Raw genomic sequence first — 15,795 nt, 5'->3', positions numbered from 1 at the left:
GCCGCCACCCGCTCAGCAATCAGTCGCCCTTCACATTCACCAGCTGCCGCAGCGTGTGCCGGATGGCCACCAGGCTCGCGGCATCCGCCATCACCTGGTCGATCGGCTTGTACGCCTGCGGGATCTCGTCGACGAATGCATCGGTGTCACGGAACTCGATCCCCGCCATCGCCTCCCGCAGCTGCTCGTGCGTGAACGTCCTCCGCGCGGCAGACCGGGAGTACTCCCGTCCGGCGCCGTGCGGAGAGGAGTTCAGCGACAGCGGGTCGCCGAGACCCTCCACGACGTACGAGGCGGTGCCCATCGACCCGGGGATGAGCCCCGGCCGACCGGCATCCGCCTGGATCGCTCCCTTGCGCGACACCCACACCTGCTTGCCGAAGTGCTTCTCCGACTCGGTGAAGTTGTGGTGGCAGTTGATGCGCTCCTGTTCGTCGACCGCGGTGCCGAGGAACTCCGAGACCTGACGGATGACCCGGTCCATCATCTCCTCCCGGTTCAGCAGGGCGAAGTGCTGGGCCCACCGCAGCTCCCGGATGTACCGGGTGAACTCCGGCGTGCCCTCGACCAGGTACGCCAGGTCGGGGTCGGGGAGGTCGATCCACCACTGCCTCATCAGCTTCTGCGCGACACCGATGTGGTGCCCCGCGATCCGGTTGCCGACGCCACGCGAACCCGAGTGCAGGAACAGCCACACCCGATCGAGCTCATCGGTCGACACCTCGATGAAGTGGTTGCCGGAGCCGAGGGTTCCCAGCTGCAGTCGCCAGTTCCCCGCATACTTCTCGGGGTCGAACTCGTGCTTCGCGGCCAGCTCCTCGAGCTCGGCGATGCGCGGCTCCGCGGTCGCGACGACCTTCTTGTTGTACCGGCCGGCCGACAGCGGGATGGCGCGCTCGATCTGCGCGCGGAGCTCTGCGAGGTCGCGGCCAGCGAGGTCGCTCCTCGTGAACTGCGTGCGGACGGCGATCATGCCGCAGCCGATGTCGACGCCGACGGCCGCGGGGATGATCGCGCCGAGGGTCGGGATGACCGAGCCGACCGTCGCCCCCTTGCCGAGGTGTGCATCCGGCATCAGCGCCAGGTGCGGGTGGATGAACGGCATGCGGGCCGTGGTGTGCGCCTGATCGAGTGTCTTCTCGTCGATCAGCGACGCCCACGACAGCAGCCGTGCGGAGAGCCTCTCCATGATTCCTTTCCTTGGGTGGTGTTCAGCCACAGGTCGGGATGCTCAAGAGAAAAGCCCCGGACCTGACGGTACGGGGCTGCGCGAAAGCGGATGCTGTCACACGGCGCGTGCCGGAGGGTACGACTCGAAACGGTCATTGCGCTTCTGCTGAAGCGGCAATGCCGTCGCGTGGGGAAGATTCCGCAGGGCGGTCATCCGTCGTCTCCTCGGCTGGGCGCTGCGCCGGTCGGCACAGCTTTCCGAGACTAGGGCGCGACACGCCCGGGAGTCAAGCCGGATCGCGCGGCGGGTTGTACATGAACTCGATGCGGATGCCGTCGTCATCCTCGACGAAAGACGCGTAGTACCGGTCGCTGTAGCGGGGGTACTCCTTCGGGTCGCGCACGGCGGTCCACCCGGCATCCAGGGCGATCGCGTGCAGGCGATCGACCTCGTCGCGGGAGTCCACCGCCCACGCCAGATGCTGCCAGCCGACTCGGCCGTGCCGGTGCGGTGCGGAGTCCTCGTCCCATGCGTAGAGGATCATCTCGGTCTCATCGCCGTTGTGCCACGAGATCGAGTGGTCGTCCTCCCCGCCGCTCTGGTAGCCCAGGGCGGTGAGGATCGGGTGGAATTGCGCACGTCCGCGCGCGAGGTCGCCGACGGTGATGCCCAGGTGATCGAGAAGAGCCATGCGTCCAGTCTCCCGGCCGACGTGCGGGGCAGCGGGATTGCGTGCGCGCGTGCGGCCGATCCGGCCTGCTCAGTGCGGGGCGTGGTACTCGGACTCGCCGCGCTTCCAGTAGCCCTTGACCACGGCCTGCGCGGGGTCGATCGCCCACCGTTCGAGCAGGGCCCTCCCCGGCTTGACGATCCCCTGTTCGGCGGCGATGAACACGAACGGATCGTCTCCCACGACGTCTGCCGGTGTCAGCGCCTCGAGGAATGTCACGAGGGCGGAGCCGGCGGGAGCCTCGCCGCGATGCAGCCACTCGACAGCGACCGGGGCATCGATGTCGATCTCCCGCCCGGCCGAGACGGTCTCGACGACGATGCGGGCCGGCGCACCGGGGGCGATGAGTGCGGCGAAGCGGCGGATCGCGGGGATCGCGGTCTCATCACCGACCAGGAGCCATGCCCCGGGCGTGCCGGTGAGCACCGCGGAGCCTCGTGGCCCGCCGACGCCGATGGAGGAGCCGAGGGGAGCGGTCGCCGCCCAGGGTGCCGCGACACCCTGGTCGCCGTGCACCGCGAACTCCACGTCGAGCCAGTCGTCACCCCACGCCAACGGGGTGTACTCCCGGCTCGGAGCGGACCGCAGCTCCTCGATCGAATCCACCGGGTCGGAGGGGAAGAACAGGCGCATGTGGTCGTCGGAGCCGGGGGAGTCGAAGCCGGCGAGATCCTCACCGCTCAAGCGCACGCGGACGAAGTCGGGCGCGAGCCACTCGCGCGCGGTCAGAGTGACGGTGCGGAAGCGCAGCTCCAGGCCGCGGCGCTCGATCGTGAAGCCGGATTTCGTCTCGCTCATGGATTAAGGCTAACCTAATTTTTGTGAGGGTAGGCAACCCTAACTCACCCACGGCGTCCCTTGTGCGACGCATCGATCCCCGCAGAACAGGAGTCTCTCCATGTCCATGCCCAGAACTCTCAGCGCCACCGGCCTCGGCCTCGTCGGCGTTCTCGCCCTCTCCGGGTGCGCCACCGGCGGCACCGCGGAACCGGAGCAGACGGAAGCCGCTGCGGCATCCGTCACCATCGAGGACAACACCGGTGAGCATGAGATCACGACGCCGCCGGCATCCGTCGTCGCCCTCGACAACCGCACGTTCCAGACGCTCTCCGACTGGGGGGTGGAGCTGTCGGCCGGGGCGGTCGCCCTGATGCCCGAGACCGTGTCGTACGTGAATGACGACGCGATCGTGGACGTCGGCCTGCACAGCGAGCCGGACCTGGAGGCCATCGTCGCCGTCGAGCCCGACCTGATCATCAGCGGTCAGCGCTTCACCCAGCACAACGCGGCGATCGCCGACCTCGTGCCCGACGCGACCATCATCGATCTCGAGCCGCGCGAGGGCGAGCCCTTCGACGAGGAGCTCACCCGTCAGGTCACCGTGCTCGGCGAGATCTTCGGCAAGCAGGACGAGGCCGAGAAGCTGGTCGACGACTTCCACGCTGCCGTCGAGCGCGCGAAAGCCGCGTACGACGATGCCGACACCGTGATGGCGGTGAACACCTCGGGCGGAGCGATCGGCTACCTGGCGCCGACCGTCGGACGCTCGCTCGGTCCGGTCTACGACATCCTCGGACTCACTCCCGCCCTCGAGGTCGCCGACGCGACCGACGACCACCAGGGTGACGACATCTCGGTCGAGGCGATCGCAGCCTCGAACCCCGACTGGATCCTGGTGCTCGACCGCGACGCCGTGTTCGCCGCCGAGACCCCCGACTACGTGCAGGCGGCGGAGATCCTCGAGAACTCCGAGGCGCTCGCCGGGGTCACGGCGGTCAAGAACGACCAGATCGTCTACATGCCCACAGACACGTACCTGAACGAAGGCATCCAGACCTACACGACCTTCTTCAACGACCTCGCCGACGCACTCGAGAAGAGCGCGGGCAACTGAGGATCCGCGGCGGCACCCGACACGCGCGCGGGTGCCGCCGCACCGTCATCATGAACTCCACTGCTGTCACCTCGCCGCCGCGATACGCGGGGCGCCTGTTCGACGTGAAGCTGCTCATCGGCGTGCTCATCGTCGCCGCACTCCTGGTGCTGTCCCTGTTCACCGGGGTGTACGACATCGCGGGCGCCGTCGACGGCGCCGAGATGTTCCAGATCACCCGCGTCCCGCGCACGATCGCCCTCGTGCTGGCAGGGGCCGCGATGGCCATGGCCGGTCTCGTGATGCAGCTGCTCACCCAGAACCGCTTCGTGGAACCGACCACGACGGGCACGACCGAGTGGGCGGGCCTCGGGCTGCTCGCTGTCATGGTGCTCGTGCCGCATCCGTCGATCCCCCTGCGGATGGCCGGTGCGGTCGTCGCCGCCTTCATCGGGACGATGGTGTTCTTCGCGTTCCTGCGCCGCGTCTCGCTCAAGTCCTCGCTCATCGTCCCGATCGTCGGCATCATGCTCGGCTCGGTCGTCGGGGCGGTGTCGACCTATTTCGCCCTGGTCACCGACTCGCTCCAGAGCCTCGGGGTCTGGTTCGCCGGGAGCTTCACCTCGGTGCTCCGCGGGCAGTACGAGATGCTGTGGATCGTGGCCCTGGTCGGCGTCGTCGTGTTCATCGTCGCCGACCGGCTGACCATCGCCGGTCTCGGGGAGGAGATCGCGACCAACGTCGGCGTGGACTACGACCGTGTGATCCTGCTGGGCACCATCCTCATCGCGATCACCACGGGCGTCGTGACCGTCGTGGTCGGCAATCTGCCCTTCCTGGGGCTCATCGTCCCCAACATCGTGTCGATGGTGCGTGGAGACGATCTGCGCAGCAACCTGCCCTGGGTGTGCCTGCTCGGCATCGCGATCGTCACGGTCTGCGACATCATCGGGCGCACGATCATCATGCCGTTCGAGGTTCCGGTGTCGTTGATCCTGGGGATCGTGGGCGCCGTGGTGTTCATCCTGCTCCTGCTCAGGCAGCGTCGTCGTGGTTAGCCCGCCGGCGACGGCTTCGCGTTCGGCCGGTGCGTTCACGACGCCGAGGGCGCGGCGACGATACGCGATCGTGCTCGGCGCACTGATCGTCGCGGCGGTGCTCTTCGGGTTCGGGGTGCTCGCCTGGGATAACCCGATGCCGGTCGGATCGGACGGCTTCTGGCGCATCGCCAAGCACCGTGCCACGAGCGTGACGGTCATGGCGGTGGTGGCCGTCGCTCAGGCGGTGGCGACGGTCGCGTTCCAGACCGTCACCAACAACCGCATCATCACGCCCTCGATCATGGGCTTCGAGTCGCTGTACCGGGTCGTGCAGACCTCCACGGTGTACCTGTTCGGTGTGGCAGGACTCGTCGCGATCCAGGGCCTGTGGCAGTTCGGGCTGCAGGTCGTGATCATGGTCGGTCTCGCCATGGCGCTCTACGGATGGCTGCTGTCGGGCCGATACGGGAACCTGCAGATCATGCTGCTCATCGGCATCATCATCGGCGGAGGACTCGGTGCCATCTCCACGTTCATGCAGCGTCTGCTCACGCCCAGCGAATTCGACGTGCTCGCCGCACGGCTCTTCGGCAACGTCTCGAACGCCGACGCCTCATACCTCCCCTTGGCGATCCCGCTGTGCGTGGGCGCTTCGGTACTGCTGTGGATGCGGGCCCGACGACTGAACCTCATGGCCCTCGGCGGCGACACAGCCCGAGCGCTCGGCCTGGATCACCGCAGGGAGCTGTTCATCGTGCTGTTCCTGGTCGCGGTGCTCATGGCGACATCCACCGCGCTGGTGGGACCCATGACGTTCCTGGGCTTCCTGGTGGCGACGCTGGCCTATCAGTTCTCGGACACGCACGACCATCGCCTGATCTTCCCCGTGGCCGTGCTCACGGCGTTCACGATCCTCGCGGGTGCGTACTTCGTGATGAAGAACATCTTCTACGCGCAGGGCATGGTGTCGATCCTCATCGAGCTCGTCGGCGGCACCGTCTTCCTCATCGTCATCCTCAGAAAGGGCCGACTGTGATCACACTCCAGGGCGTCCGCAAGGACTACAGCAGCGAGGTCGCGATCGGCCCCGTCGACCTGCAGATCCCCGCCGGCGGCATCACAGCGCTGATCGGGCCGAACGGGGCGGGCAAGTCGACGCTGCTCACCATGATCGGGCGGCTCAGCGGGATGGATGCCGGTGCCATCGAGATCGCCGGCTACGACGTCGCGTCCACCCGGTCGAAGGACCTGGCGAAGATCGTGTCGGTGCTCCGCCAGGAGAATCACTTCGTGACGCGCCTGACGGTGCGTCAGCTCGTGGGCTTCGGCCGGTTCCCGCACTCGAAGGGCCGGCTCACCCGGTCGGACGAGGAGATCATCAGCCGCGCGATCGACTTCCTCGACCTCGCGCCGCTCGAGGGCCGCTACCTCGACGAGCTCTCCGGCGGCCAGCGGCAGCGCGCGTACGTGGCCATGGTGCTGGCGCAGGACACCGCCTTCGTGCTCTTGGACGAGCCGCTCAACAACCTCGACATGAAGCATGCCGTGCAGATGATGAAGCATCTGCGTCGCGCCTCGGAGGAGCTGGGGCGCACGATCGTGATCGTGCTGCACGACATCAACTTCGCCGGGCACTACGCCGATCACATCTGCGCCATGAAGGACGGCGCGGTCGTGGAGTTCGGGCCGCCGTCCGAGATCATGACGGACGAGGTGCTCAGCCGTGTCTTCGACACCGCCGTGCAGGTGGTCGACGGCCCGTCCGGGCCCCTCGCCGTGTACTACTGAGCGGCGGACTCAGAGCTCAATGCCGTGGTCCTCGTCGTTCACGCCGGCGTTGTGGCCGCGGCGGGACTCGTAGCCGAGGAACCAGCCCAGCCAGACGATCGCGGCCAGCAGCACGCCGAGCCACACGTTCTGGAAGATCAGACCCACCACGACGCCGATGATGAGCAGGCCGAAGGTGACGAGCAGGCGGAGACCGAGGCGCCGGGGTGCGTTCATGCCCCCAGCCTAGGGGCTCGCCCTCAGCGGTCGCGGTGGTCCTCGGGTGCCAACCGGGGCCCGCGGCGCTGCTCGTGCACACCACTGGCGAAGATGAACCGGATCACGCGCTGCCGGTGCCCGCTCCACGGGGCGAGCAGCTCGATCATCCCGTCGTCGTCCGTGCGCTTCCCCGCGAGCGCATGGCCGACCTCGTGCGCGAGGTGGTAGTCGCCCACGCTCACGGCATCGGGGTCGCCGAGGGCGCGGATGCGGGTCTCCGCCGAAGTCCAGACGCCGACGCCGGGAAGGCTCGTGAGCACGCGGTCGCGATCCACTCCCGTCGTGGCGGCGCGCACCGCACGTTCGATGCTGTCGCCCCGCGTGGCAGCACGCACGATCGTCTTCGACTGCGGTGGCTCGACCCCGGCGCGGTGCCAGGCCCACGAGGGGATGCCGCGCCACACGGACGAGGGGGGAGGCGCGTGCATCGGGCGCGGCGTCGGCCCTGGGGCGCGCTCGCCGAAGCGCGACACGAGGGCGCGCCACGCGCCGAAGGCCTGCATGCCGGTGACCTTCTGCTCGATGATCGCGCAGGCGAGGGCATCGAAGATCTCGTCTGTGCGCGTGAGGCGCAGTCCGGGGTGGCGGCGAGCGGACTCGGCGATCAGGGGGTGCAAGGAGGCGTCGAAGCCGTCGGCATCGTCGTACGCTCCGCACAGGCGAGGTACGCGGCTCAGGGCTTCCTCGGCACCCGGCCCCCACGCCGAGGCGCGGACCTCACCGCTCACAGTTCGCAGCGCCAGCGTCGCCACACCGGCCGGCGTCCGGAGAGCGCGCCAGATGACGGGGCCGTCGATGACGGTGGTGGGGTCGGTGCGGCCACGGCGGAGCATGCCGACGGTGGCGAGCAGGTCGACGGGGTGCGCCGGGCGGTACACGGTCTCCCTGGGCGGCTCCGGAAGCACGGCGTCGGCCGCTCCGGCATCCGCTGTCAGGGTCATGCGCCCACACTACGTGGAGGGCCCGACACTCGGGCGCCTCCACAACTGAGGAAGAAGTCGCGCCACCGGCGGGTGCAGCGTCGGAATCCGCGTGTTGTCGCTCAGGCGTTCTGAGGCGCGGCGGACGCAATCGGCTGCGGACTCGGGTCAGAAGCGGTCGGGCGAGGGCGTTCCGTGGCCGTAGCGGATGACGACGTCGGCGTGCCGGTCGAACCGGTACCCGATGCCGCGCACGGTGCGGACGATGTCCTCGTAGCGGCCGAGCTTGGCGCGCAGGCGGCGCACGTGCACGTCGATCGTGCGCTCGCCCGGAGTCTCGTCATCCTGCGCCTGCCACAGGGCGGACACGAGCTCGCTGCGTTCGATCGTGCGTCCCTCGCGGAGCACGAGGTACTGCAGCAGCTCGAACTCCTTGTACGTGAACGCAGCGGATTCGCCGTCGATCAGCACGCGCTTGCGGGAGATGTCGACGACGACGCCACCCTCTTCGTCGGTGGTGTCCTCTTCGGCTGCGGCCTTGGTGCGCGCGATCGCTCCGGGCTCGTGCAGTGCGAGGCGCACGACGTCGAGGTCGCGACCACCGGAGCCGTGCGGGGCGAGAGCGACGGTCGCGTGCGTCTCTGCCCCGGGGGCGAGCTCGGCGAGCGTGCGGCGCAGTGCGTCGACGAGGAGCGGGAGGCTCACTCCGGCTTCGGCCGCCTTGATCTCGTCGAGACCGACGTAGAGGGCGAAGCCACGGGGAGAGCGGACGGCGGGGAGGTCGGCGGCGGCGGCGAGCGGCGCGGCGGAATCCTGCGAGGTGCGAACGGAGGTGACGGCGGGACGCTCAAGGAGTGCGATGTTCGACATGATGATGGAGTCCTCAGGACGTGAGCCGGTGTGGCTCTGATGCGTTGCATGAATGACCGGGCGAGCCGGAAAGCGAGCAAGGGTGGATGCTCGGGGACTCAGGCCTCGCAGATCGCGAAGAGTCGAGTCGGGCGGGGTGGCTGTTCGTTCAGCGACACATTCGGCAACACATGCCAACGCGACCGGGCATCATCATCCCGGCAGTCCTGTTCGCCTCCTGGGCGGACAAAGGGCGTGCGTTGGTGGTCATGGGGGGATTATGTCGGATCGTGTCGGTCCGTGTCAAAACGACGACACCCCCGTGCGGCGGGCGTAACGTGGCAGAGTGACCATCTCGACGCTCGCCTCCGGCTTCCTGCTCACCGATGAGAAGGATGCATCGCGCTACACCCTCCACCGGGACGGACAGCTGGTGAGCGTGCTCGACTACCGCGACGACGGACGCACGATCGCACTCACCAGGGCCTTCACCATCCCGACTTTCCGCGGCCACGGTTACGCGGGTGTCGTCGTGGAGGGGGCGGTGGCCGACATCATCGCGCGGGGCGACCGCAAGGTCGACGCGGTGTGCTGGTACGTCGCCGACTGGTTCGCCGCGCACCCGGAACATGCGGGGCTGCTGCGCGTCCGCTGACTCTGTGGGGAGTGTGACGCTGTGTTACGCGAGGTCCGGCTGACAGGATGAGGGCATGAAACTCGCCGAAGCCCTCACCGCGCGCGCCGATCTGCAGCGTCGCATCGAACAGCTCCGCGCACGGATCACCGCCAACGCCCGTTACCAGGAGGGCGAGGAGCCGGCCGAGGACGCGGCCGCGCTGATCGTCGAAGCGGATGCCGCGCTGGAGCAGCTGCGACAGCTCATCCGCCGCATCAACGCCACGAACTCACGACTCGATCTCGGTGCGGACGGCACGATGACCGACGCGCTCGCCGCCCGCGACGTGCTCCGCCTCCAGCACTCCCTGCTGGCGGATGCGGCGGCGGCGGCATCCGGTGCGAACGACCAGTTCCTGCGGCAGATGCGCTCGGAGCTGCGCCAGATCTCGGCGCTCCCCGTCGGCGCGCTGCGCGCACGCGCCGACCGCGTCGCGCAGGAGCTGCGCGAGCTCGACAACCGGATCCAGCAGGCGAACTGGAGCAACGACCTGAAGGAGTAGCAGCGGAAGTCGGTAGTCACGACGAGGCGGACACAACCCCTGCCGGAGGGGCAATCCGGCTCATGTTGGGCGGAGGGCAGCCCGGAACGCATCGCGCAGCCCCGCACGCCGCACATGTGATCGCGCATCGCGCACCCTGCATCACCGCGTGTCGATCATCGTGACGAGGGTGGGTCAGGGGACCTTCCGCTCACGGAGGTCGGGGTTGCGGGACCCCCGTGATCTCAGGCCAGGACCGGATGCCACGGCACGCCTCGGACCGAATGTCGGCGGGGGTTCGTACCGTGTGAGTATGCGCATCCTGCACACCTCCGACTGGCACATCGGTCGCACCTTCCATGGCACGTCGACCATGGACGCGCTGGCCGAGGTCCTCGGAGCGCTCATGGCGCAGGTGCGCGAGAACTCCGTCGACGTGGTGGTCATCGCGGGCGACGTGTTCGACTCCGCCACGCCCTCCGCTGCCGCATACACGCTGCTGGGCGATGCCCTGGTCGCGCTGCACGACACCGGCGCCCGTGTCATCGTCACGAGCGGCAACCACGATTCGGCAGCCCGGCTGGGCTTCCAGGCACGACTCCTGCGCGACGGCATCCACGTGCTCACCGACCTGCTCGGCATCGGAACCCCCGTGACGATCGACGACGCCGATGGACCCGTGCACTTCTTCGGCATCCCGTACCTCGAGCCCGCGATCGTGCGTCAGCACTGGCCAGACGGCGATGCCGAGGGGCGTCCGCTGCGCACCCAGGCGCAGACCATGGCGCACGCGATGCAGCTCGTCCGCGACGGCATGAGCACCCACGCGGGCCGCTCCGTGGCGATCGCCCACTGCTTCGCCGCAGGTGTCGACGCGACGGCAGGGCTGGAGCGCGAGGTGCGTCAGGGTGGGCTCGACGTCGTCCCCCTCGGTGTGTTCGACGGTCCCGACTACGTGGCGCTGGGGCACATCCACGGACGCCAACAGCTCAGCGAGCGCGTGCGCTACGCCGGGGCGCCGCTGCACTACAGCTTCGGAGAACAGCACAAGCCGCGCGGATCCTGGCTCGTCGATCTCGACTCCGCCGGTCTCGCGGAGGTCTCGTGGCTCGAGCTGCCCGTGCCGCGCCGGCTCGTGACGCTCACCGGTACGCTCGCCGAGATCCTCTCCGAGGCGAACGTCGCAGCTCACGAAGGGGACTGGGTGTGCGCGGTGTACACCGACGTGCTGCCGCAGACCGAGCCGATGCGCCGCCTGCGTGAGAGCTTCCCGTACTGCGCGATGGTGCAGCACCAGCCGGATGTCGCCGCGGCGAAGGACGAGCGCTCCTATGTGCAGCGGCTGCGCGCCGCGGTCACCGACGTCGATCGGGTCGAGGCGTTCCTCGAGCACGTGCGGGAAGGGCAGGGGGCGAGCGCCGCGGAAGGCGCACTCATCCGTGACGTGCTCGACGAGCGTGCGCGTGCGGACGCGCTGGTCTGATGCGCCTCCATCGCCTCGAGGTGGAGGGGTTCGGTCCGTTCCGCGCCCGTCAGAGCGTCGACTTCGACGCCTTCGCCGACGACGGGATCTTCCTGATCGCCGGCCGCACGGGGGCAGGTAAATCGAGCATTCTCGACGCGGTCTGCTTCGGGCTGTACGGTGGCGTTCCACGCTACGACGGTGGCGAGAAGCGGCTGCGCAGCGACCACAGCGAGCCCGATGATCCGTCCGAGGTCGTCGTCGAGTTCAGCACCCCGGCCGGGCGATTCCGTGTCACCCGTTCGCCCGAGTACCTGCGCCCGGCGAAGCGCGGGGGCGGCTTGACGAAGCAGGCGTCGGCCGTGGCACTCGACGAGTGGACGGACGCCGGATGGATCGGCCGAGCCGCACGGGCCGTCGACGTCGCGAACGAGCTCGAGGAGATCCTGCAGCTGAGCAGGGAGCAGTTCCTGCAGGTGATCCTGCTCGCGCAGAACCGGTTCTCGGAGTTCCTGCTCGCGAACAGCAAGGATCGCCAGGCGCTGCTGCGTCGGCTGTTCGGCACGCAGCGCTTCGAAGACGTGCAGGCGCGGTTCGATGAGCGGCGTCGTGCCGCTGAGCAGGCTCTGGGTGCCCGGGTTGCGTCCGTCACCGCGCGCGTGGAGGAAGCGGAGCGTCTGGTCGACGAGGCGGAGCTGTGGGGCGAGTCGTCCGAGGAGCCCGTCGCCACGGATGCCGTGCCGCGCGGCGACGCCTCGATCGAGGATCGCCTCGCCGACCTGAGACGCGCGCAGGCGCGGGCGGAGTACCGGTCCGAGCGGCGTGCATCCGAGCGTGAAGACGCGGAGCGGCGATCCGCGGCGGCCGACACGGCACTCTCCGCGGCCCGCGAGGAGCAGCGCGACCAGGCGGAGCGCGATCGGGCACGGGCGGCGCTCGCGCGGCTCGACGCCGAGGAACCGGCCATCGTGCAGGCGCGCGCCGAGCTCGCCGATGCTCGTGCCGCGGAGAGCATCCGCGGGGTGCTGACCGCAGCTGAGCGTGCGGAGGTCGCACTCGCGGGCGCGGGGGCGATCGCGCAGCGCGCGCAGGCGGCCTGGGATGCCTTCGACATCGAGGCCGAGGATCTCGAGGACTGGGCGGCTGAACGCACCAGGGCCACCGGTGCCTGGGAGCGCGCTCTCGAACTCGAGCAGCAAGCCGAGACGCTCGCCGATGACCTGCAGGCGGCGGAGACGGCCGTCGCGGTGATCGGCGCTCGTCTCGAAGAGCGGGAGGACGAGCGCGCGGCGCTCCCGGCGCAGACGACCGCGCTGACCGCGCAGCGCGATGACGCTCGTCGGCGTGCGGACCGGGCAGCAGACCTTCGCATGGCTCTCGATCAGGCGCAGGCGCGAGCCGCCGCCGTCCTCGAGGTCGCGCGCCTCGAAGCCGAGCAGATCGCGGCGGAGCAGGACCTCGCGTCCGCCAGTGCAGAGCACGCGACCGCGCAGACGACCCTCGCGCAGCTGCGGAAGAGACGGTTGGACGGCTTCGCGGGTGAGCTCGCGTCGGTCCTGGCCGACGGCGACCCGTGCCCGGTGTGCGGCTCGCATGAGCATCCGGCCCTCGCCGCGCATGCGGACCCGGTGACGGCCGACGACGTGGCCGCGGCCGAACAGACGCGGGACGACGCCGCAGCACGCGAACGAGCCGCGTCGCAGAAGGCTTCGGAGCTTCGTGCCGAGCTCGCTGTCGCCACGGCCCGCGCCGACGGTCGCAGCCGGTCGCAGGCGGAGGCCGAGGTGGCGACGGTCACCGCCGAGCATGCGGACAGTGTCGCCGCTGCCGAGGAGTCGCGCGCGCTCGATGCGCGGCTCAGAGAGCTGGCGGAACGCGCTGAAGGCCTCGAGCAGGACCGGGCGGCAGATCTGGCTGCGCTCGCGACGGCGCGTGAACAGCAGGCGGTGCTGACGCAGCGCCGTGCCGATGCGCAGGCGCTCATCGCAGAGGCCCGCGGCGACGCGCCGACCGTCGCAGAGCGCCTCGCCGAGGCCACAGCGCAGGTCGCCGCGGCCAGGGCGCTGGCCGGCGCCCTGGCCGAGCGTCGGCGCCGTGAGGCCGCGGTCGAGGAGACCCGGGCGGAGCAGGAGGCCGCGCTCGCCTCCTCGCCTTTCGCCGATGCGGCCGCGGTGCACCAGGCGCTGCGTTCTGCCGCCGCGCTCGAGGCCCTGGACGCGCGGATCACCGCGCACGCAGTGCAGCGCGAGAAGGAGCGCGCGATCCTGTTCGAGCTCGAACTGCGCACGCTTCCGGAGGAGCCGATCGACCTCTCGCCGGCCGAGGCCGCGTCCACGACGGCACGTGCCGCGTGGAGCCGCGCCGTCGACGATGCGGCACGGGCCGCCGGCATCGTGGAGCGCCTCGACGGTCTCATCGCGTCGGCCGCCGCCGAGCACGCCAGGACCGCCGCGCAGACAGCCGAGTTCGACGTGCTGCGCGGCCTCGCCGACACGATCGCCGGGCGGGGGTCGAACACGCGCAAGATGACGCTCGAGACCTTCGTGCTCGCCGCCGAGCTCGAGGAGATCGTGGAGGCCGCCAACCGGCGCCTCGGTGACATGTCGACCGGCCGCTACCAGTTGCGGCACTCCGACGCGCTCGCGGCCAGGGGGGCGGCCTCCGGCCTCGGGATCGTGGTGTTCGATGCCTTCACCGGACAGACCCGTCCCGCGCAGTCGCTGTCAGGCGGCGAGACCTTCCTCAGCTCTCTCGCTCTCGCACTCGGGCTCGCCGAGGTCGTCACGGCGCGAGCCGGCGGCATCCGCCTCGACACGCTCTTCATCGACGAGGGGTTCGGATCGCTCGACGGCGACACTCTCGATATCGCGATGCGCACCCTCGACGAACTCCGACAGGGTGGGCGCACCGTCGGCGTGATCAGTCACGTCGAGGCCATGCAGGAGCAGATCCCGGCCCAGCTCACGGTGCGGGCGACCCCGGAGGGTCCCAGCGTCGTCGAGTCCCGCTGAGACGCTTCCGCCGGCTGGTCGAACCGGTCAGACGCCGTACTCGCGACGGATGACCTCGCGCAACTGGGCGCTGCAGCGTGCGATCGCCGCGCGGAAGTCGACGAGCGCGCCCTCTTCCGCGCGGTCGGAGATGGCGCGGAACGCCCGGATCGGCACACCGAACTGGTTTGCGACCCAGATGTACGCGTACGTCTCCATGTCGACCAGCCCGGCGCCGGACGGCCGGATCACCGCCGTGATGCCCGCATCGCCGACGAAGCTGTCGCCGGTGGCGATCAGCACGCCCTCGCGGCCCGTCGACACGCGCGCGGGGAGCGACACGTGCTGTCCCGCGATGCCGTCCAGGTCGAACACGTCGTGCTGGAGCGCGCTGCCGACCTCATGAGCCGTGGCATCCAGCTCGGGGTCGATCCCACCCGCGGTGCCGACCACGACGACCTCGGTGTAGGGCTTCGCGTCGAGAGCCCGGGTGAGGGCATAGGTGGCCTGGAGCTTCCCCTCGCCGGTGACGAGTTGATCGAACCCTTCGAGTTCCTCGGGGAATGCTTCGAGTTCGGAGGCCATGGCGGCGACGAGGAGTTTCACCCGTCCATCCTCGCAGGTCCGCCGGACGGCATCCTGGTCGTGCGGTGTCGATGTCATCCTGACGTAACACGGAGGGGCGATACTGATTCCAGGAAGAGTGGAGGATCCCGTGTCCCTGCAGAAGCAGATCTCTGAAGCACTCGGCGTCTCGGCCGAGATCGATCCCGAGGCCGAGGTGCAGCGGCGTGTGCAGTTCCTGGTCGACTATCTGCGTGCGACCGGGGCGAAGGGCTTCGTGCTCGGGATCTCCGGCGGACAGGACTCCACTCTCGCCGGGCGTCTCGCGCAGCTCGCGGTCGAGCGGGTGCGCGCCGAGGGCGGCGAGGCGAAGTTCCTCGCCGTGCGGCTTCCCTACCGGGTGCAGCACGATGCAGCGGATGCCGATGCGGCGCTCGAGTTCATCGGTGCGGATGCCTCGGTCGAAGTGAACATCCAGAACGGCGTCGACGGGGTCGAGGAGGACATCGAGTTCGCCGTGACATCGGACATCAGCGACTTCAACCGCGGCAACATCAAGGCGCGCGTGCGAATGGTGACGCAGTACGCGCTCGCCGGTCACGACGGTCTCCTGGTGATCGGCACCGATCATGCGGCCGAGGCCGTGACGGGTTTCTACACGAAGTTCGGTGACGGCGCTGCGGACATCCTTCCACTCTCCGGCCTCAGCAAGCGCCAGGGCCGCGCGCTGCTGCGGTCCCTCGACGCACCGGATCGTCTGGCGTTCAAGGTGCCGACGGCCGACCTGCTCGACGGCCAGCCCGGTCGCGCCGACGAGGACGAGCTCGGCCTGACGTACGAGCAGATCGACGATTTCCTCGAGGGGCACGAGGTGGCCCCGGAGGTCGCCGGTCGCATCGAGGCGAAGTACCTCGCCACGCAGCACAAGCGCCACCTCCCGGTGACCCCCGACGACACCTGGTGGCGCTGAGCGCACCGTTCCCGTTCGGATGG

The 15,795-nt window shown here is 69.5% G+C and carries 16 protein-coding genes; 9 read left to right on the top strand and 7 right to left on the bottom strand.

Annotated features, from left to right (window positions below; translation table 11 throughout):
• Positions 1-19: 19 nt before the first annotated feature.
• From ACIOVG_RS03940 to ACIOVG_RS03930, 3 genes are all read right to left on the bottom strand, one after another.
• Positions 20-1,189: an RtcB family protein gene (locus tag ACIOVG_RS03940; RefSeq protein ID WP_400869244.1), complete on the bottom strand. Its 1,170-nt coding sequence runs from the start codon at positions 1,187-1,189 to the stop codon at positions 20-22.
• 268 nt (positions 1,190-1,457) lie between these two features.
• Positions 1,458-1,862, bottom strand: a complete 405-nt coding sequence (locus ACIOVG_RS03935; protein ID WP_400869242.1) for a VOC family protein — start codon at positions 1,860-1,862, stop codon at positions 1,458-1,460.
• A 69-nt stretch (positions 1,863-1,931) separates the two neighbouring features.
• Positions 1,932-2,699, bottom strand: a complete 768-nt coding sequence (locus ACIOVG_RS03930; protein ID WP_400869240.1) for a siderophore-interacting protein — start codon at positions 2,697-2,699, stop codon at positions 1,932-1,934.
• Between the two features lie 100 nt (positions 2,700-2,799).
• Between ACIOVG_RS03930 and ACIOVG_RS03925 the strand changes: the two genes are divergently transcribed.
• The 4 genes from ACIOVG_RS03925 to ACIOVG_RS03910 are packed head-to-tail and all read left to right on the top strand — an operon-like array spanning position 2,800 to position 6,602.
• Entirely contained in the window at positions 2,800-3,795 is a 996-nt protein-coding gene (locus tag ACIOVG_RS03925; RefSeq protein ID WP_400869238.1) for a siderophore ABC transporter substrate-binding protein, read from the top strand.
• A 50-nt stretch (positions 3,796-3,845) separates the two neighbouring features.
• On the top strand, positions 3,846-4,832 hold the full coding sequence (locus ACIOVG_RS03920; protein WP_400869236.1) for an ABC transporter permease: 987 nt from the start codon (positions 3,846-3,848) through the stop codon (positions 4,830-4,832).
• Complete coding sequence (locus tag ACIOVG_RS03915; RefSeq protein ID WP_400869234.1) at positions 4,825-5,850, top strand: iron chelate uptake ABC transporter family permease subunit; 1,026 nt, start codon at positions 4,825-4,827, stop codon at positions 5,848-5,850. The genes ACIOVG_RS03920 and ACIOVG_RS03915 overlap by 8 nt, the downstream gene beginning before the upstream one ends.
• A complete protein-coding gene (locus tag ACIOVG_RS03910) occupies positions 5,847-6,602 on the top strand; it encodes an ABC transporter ATP-binding protein (protein ID WP_400869232.1) in 756 nt (251 codons plus the stop codon). The genes ACIOVG_RS03915 and ACIOVG_RS03910 overlap by 4 nt, the downstream gene beginning before the upstream one ends.
• 9 nt (positions 6,603-6,611) lie before the next feature.
• Here the strand turns inward: ACIOVG_RS03910 and ACIOVG_RS03905 are convergent, their stop codons facing one another.
• The 3 genes from ACIOVG_RS03905 to ACIOVG_RS03895 form a co-directional block, all read right to left on the bottom strand.
• Positions 6,612-6,818 carry a hypothetical protein gene (locus ACIOVG_RS03905; protein ID WP_400869230.1) on the bottom strand — a complete coding sequence of 69 codons (207 nt, stop codon included), beginning with the start codon at positions 6,816-6,818 and terminating at the stop codon, positions 6,612-6,614.
• A 23-nt stretch (positions 6,819-6,841) separates the two neighbouring features.
• Entirely contained in the window at positions 6,842-7,801 is a 960-nt protein-coding gene (locus ACIOVG_RS03900; RefSeq protein WP_400869228.1) for a DNA-3-methyladenine glycosylase family protein, read from the bottom strand.
• 147 nt (positions 7,802-7,948) lie between these two features.
• The gene (locus ACIOVG_RS03895; protein WP_400869226.1) at positions 7,949-8,650 is read right to left on the bottom strand and encodes a winged helix-turn-helix domain-containing protein; all 702 of its coding nucleotides are present in this window, start codon (positions 8,648-8,650) and stop codon (positions 7,949-7,951) included.
• A 325-nt stretch (positions 8,651-8,975) separates the two neighbouring features.
• Here ACIOVG_RS03895 and ACIOVG_RS03890 point away from each other — a divergent pair, with 325 nt between their 5' ends.
• The 4 genes from ACIOVG_RS03890 to ACIOVG_RS03875 all read left to right on the top strand — a co-directional run bounded on the left by ACIOVG_RS03890 (position 8,976) and on the right by ACIOVG_RS03875 (position 14,259).
• Positions 8,976-9,284, top strand: coding sequence for a GNAT family N-acetyltransferase (locus ACIOVG_RS03890; protein ID WP_400869224.1), 309 nt, complete (start codon positions 8,976-8,978; stop codon positions 9,282-9,284).
• Between the two features lie 55 nt (positions 9,285-9,339).
• The gene (locus ACIOVG_RS03885; protein WP_400869222.1) at positions 9,340-9,807 is read left to right on the top strand and encodes a DIP1984 family protein; all 468 of its coding nucleotides are present in this window, start codon (positions 9,340-9,342) and stop codon (positions 9,805-9,807) included.
• 292 nt (positions 9,808-10,099) lie between these two features.
• On the top strand, positions 10,100-11,269 hold the full coding sequence (locus ACIOVG_RS03880; protein ID WP_400869220.1) for an exonuclease SbcCD subunit D: 1,170 nt from the start codon (positions 10,100-10,102) through the stop codon (positions 11,267-11,269).
• Positions 11,269-14,259, top strand: a complete 2,991-nt coding sequence (locus ACIOVG_RS03875) for an AAA family ATPase (RefSeq protein WP_400869218.1) — start codon at positions 11,269-11,271, stop codon at positions 14,257-14,259. Before ACIOVG_RS03880 ends, ACIOVG_RS03875 begins: the two co-directional genes overlap by 1 nt.
• A gap of 27 nt (positions 14,260-14,286) precedes the next feature.
• Here ACIOVG_RS03875 and ACIOVG_RS03870 read toward each other — a convergent pair whose 3' ends face one another.
• Positions 14,287-14,844, bottom strand: a complete 558-nt coding sequence (locus tag ACIOVG_RS03870) for a nucleoside phosphorylase (RefSeq protein WP_400869216.1) — start codon at positions 14,842-14,844, stop codon at positions 14,287-14,289.
• 109 nt (positions 14,845-14,953) lie between these two features.
• On the opposite strand from ACIOVG_RS03870, the gene nadE reads away from it, so the two are divergent.
• A complete protein-coding gene (gene nadE / locus ACIOVG_RS03865; protein WP_400869214.1) occupies positions 14,954-15,772 on the top strand; it encodes an ammonia-dependent NAD(+) synthetase in 819 nt (272 codons plus the stop codon).
• Positions 15,773-15,795 lie beyond the last annotated feature (23 nt).

Origin of the sequence: Microbacterium sp. NPDC087591, assembly GCF_044743625.1 — a bacterium.
Classification (GTDB): domain Bacteria; phylum Actinomycetota; class Actinomycetes; order Actinomycetales; family Microbacteriaceae; genus Microbacterium.
This window is presented reverse-complemented; position numbering and strand designations above follow the sequence as displayed.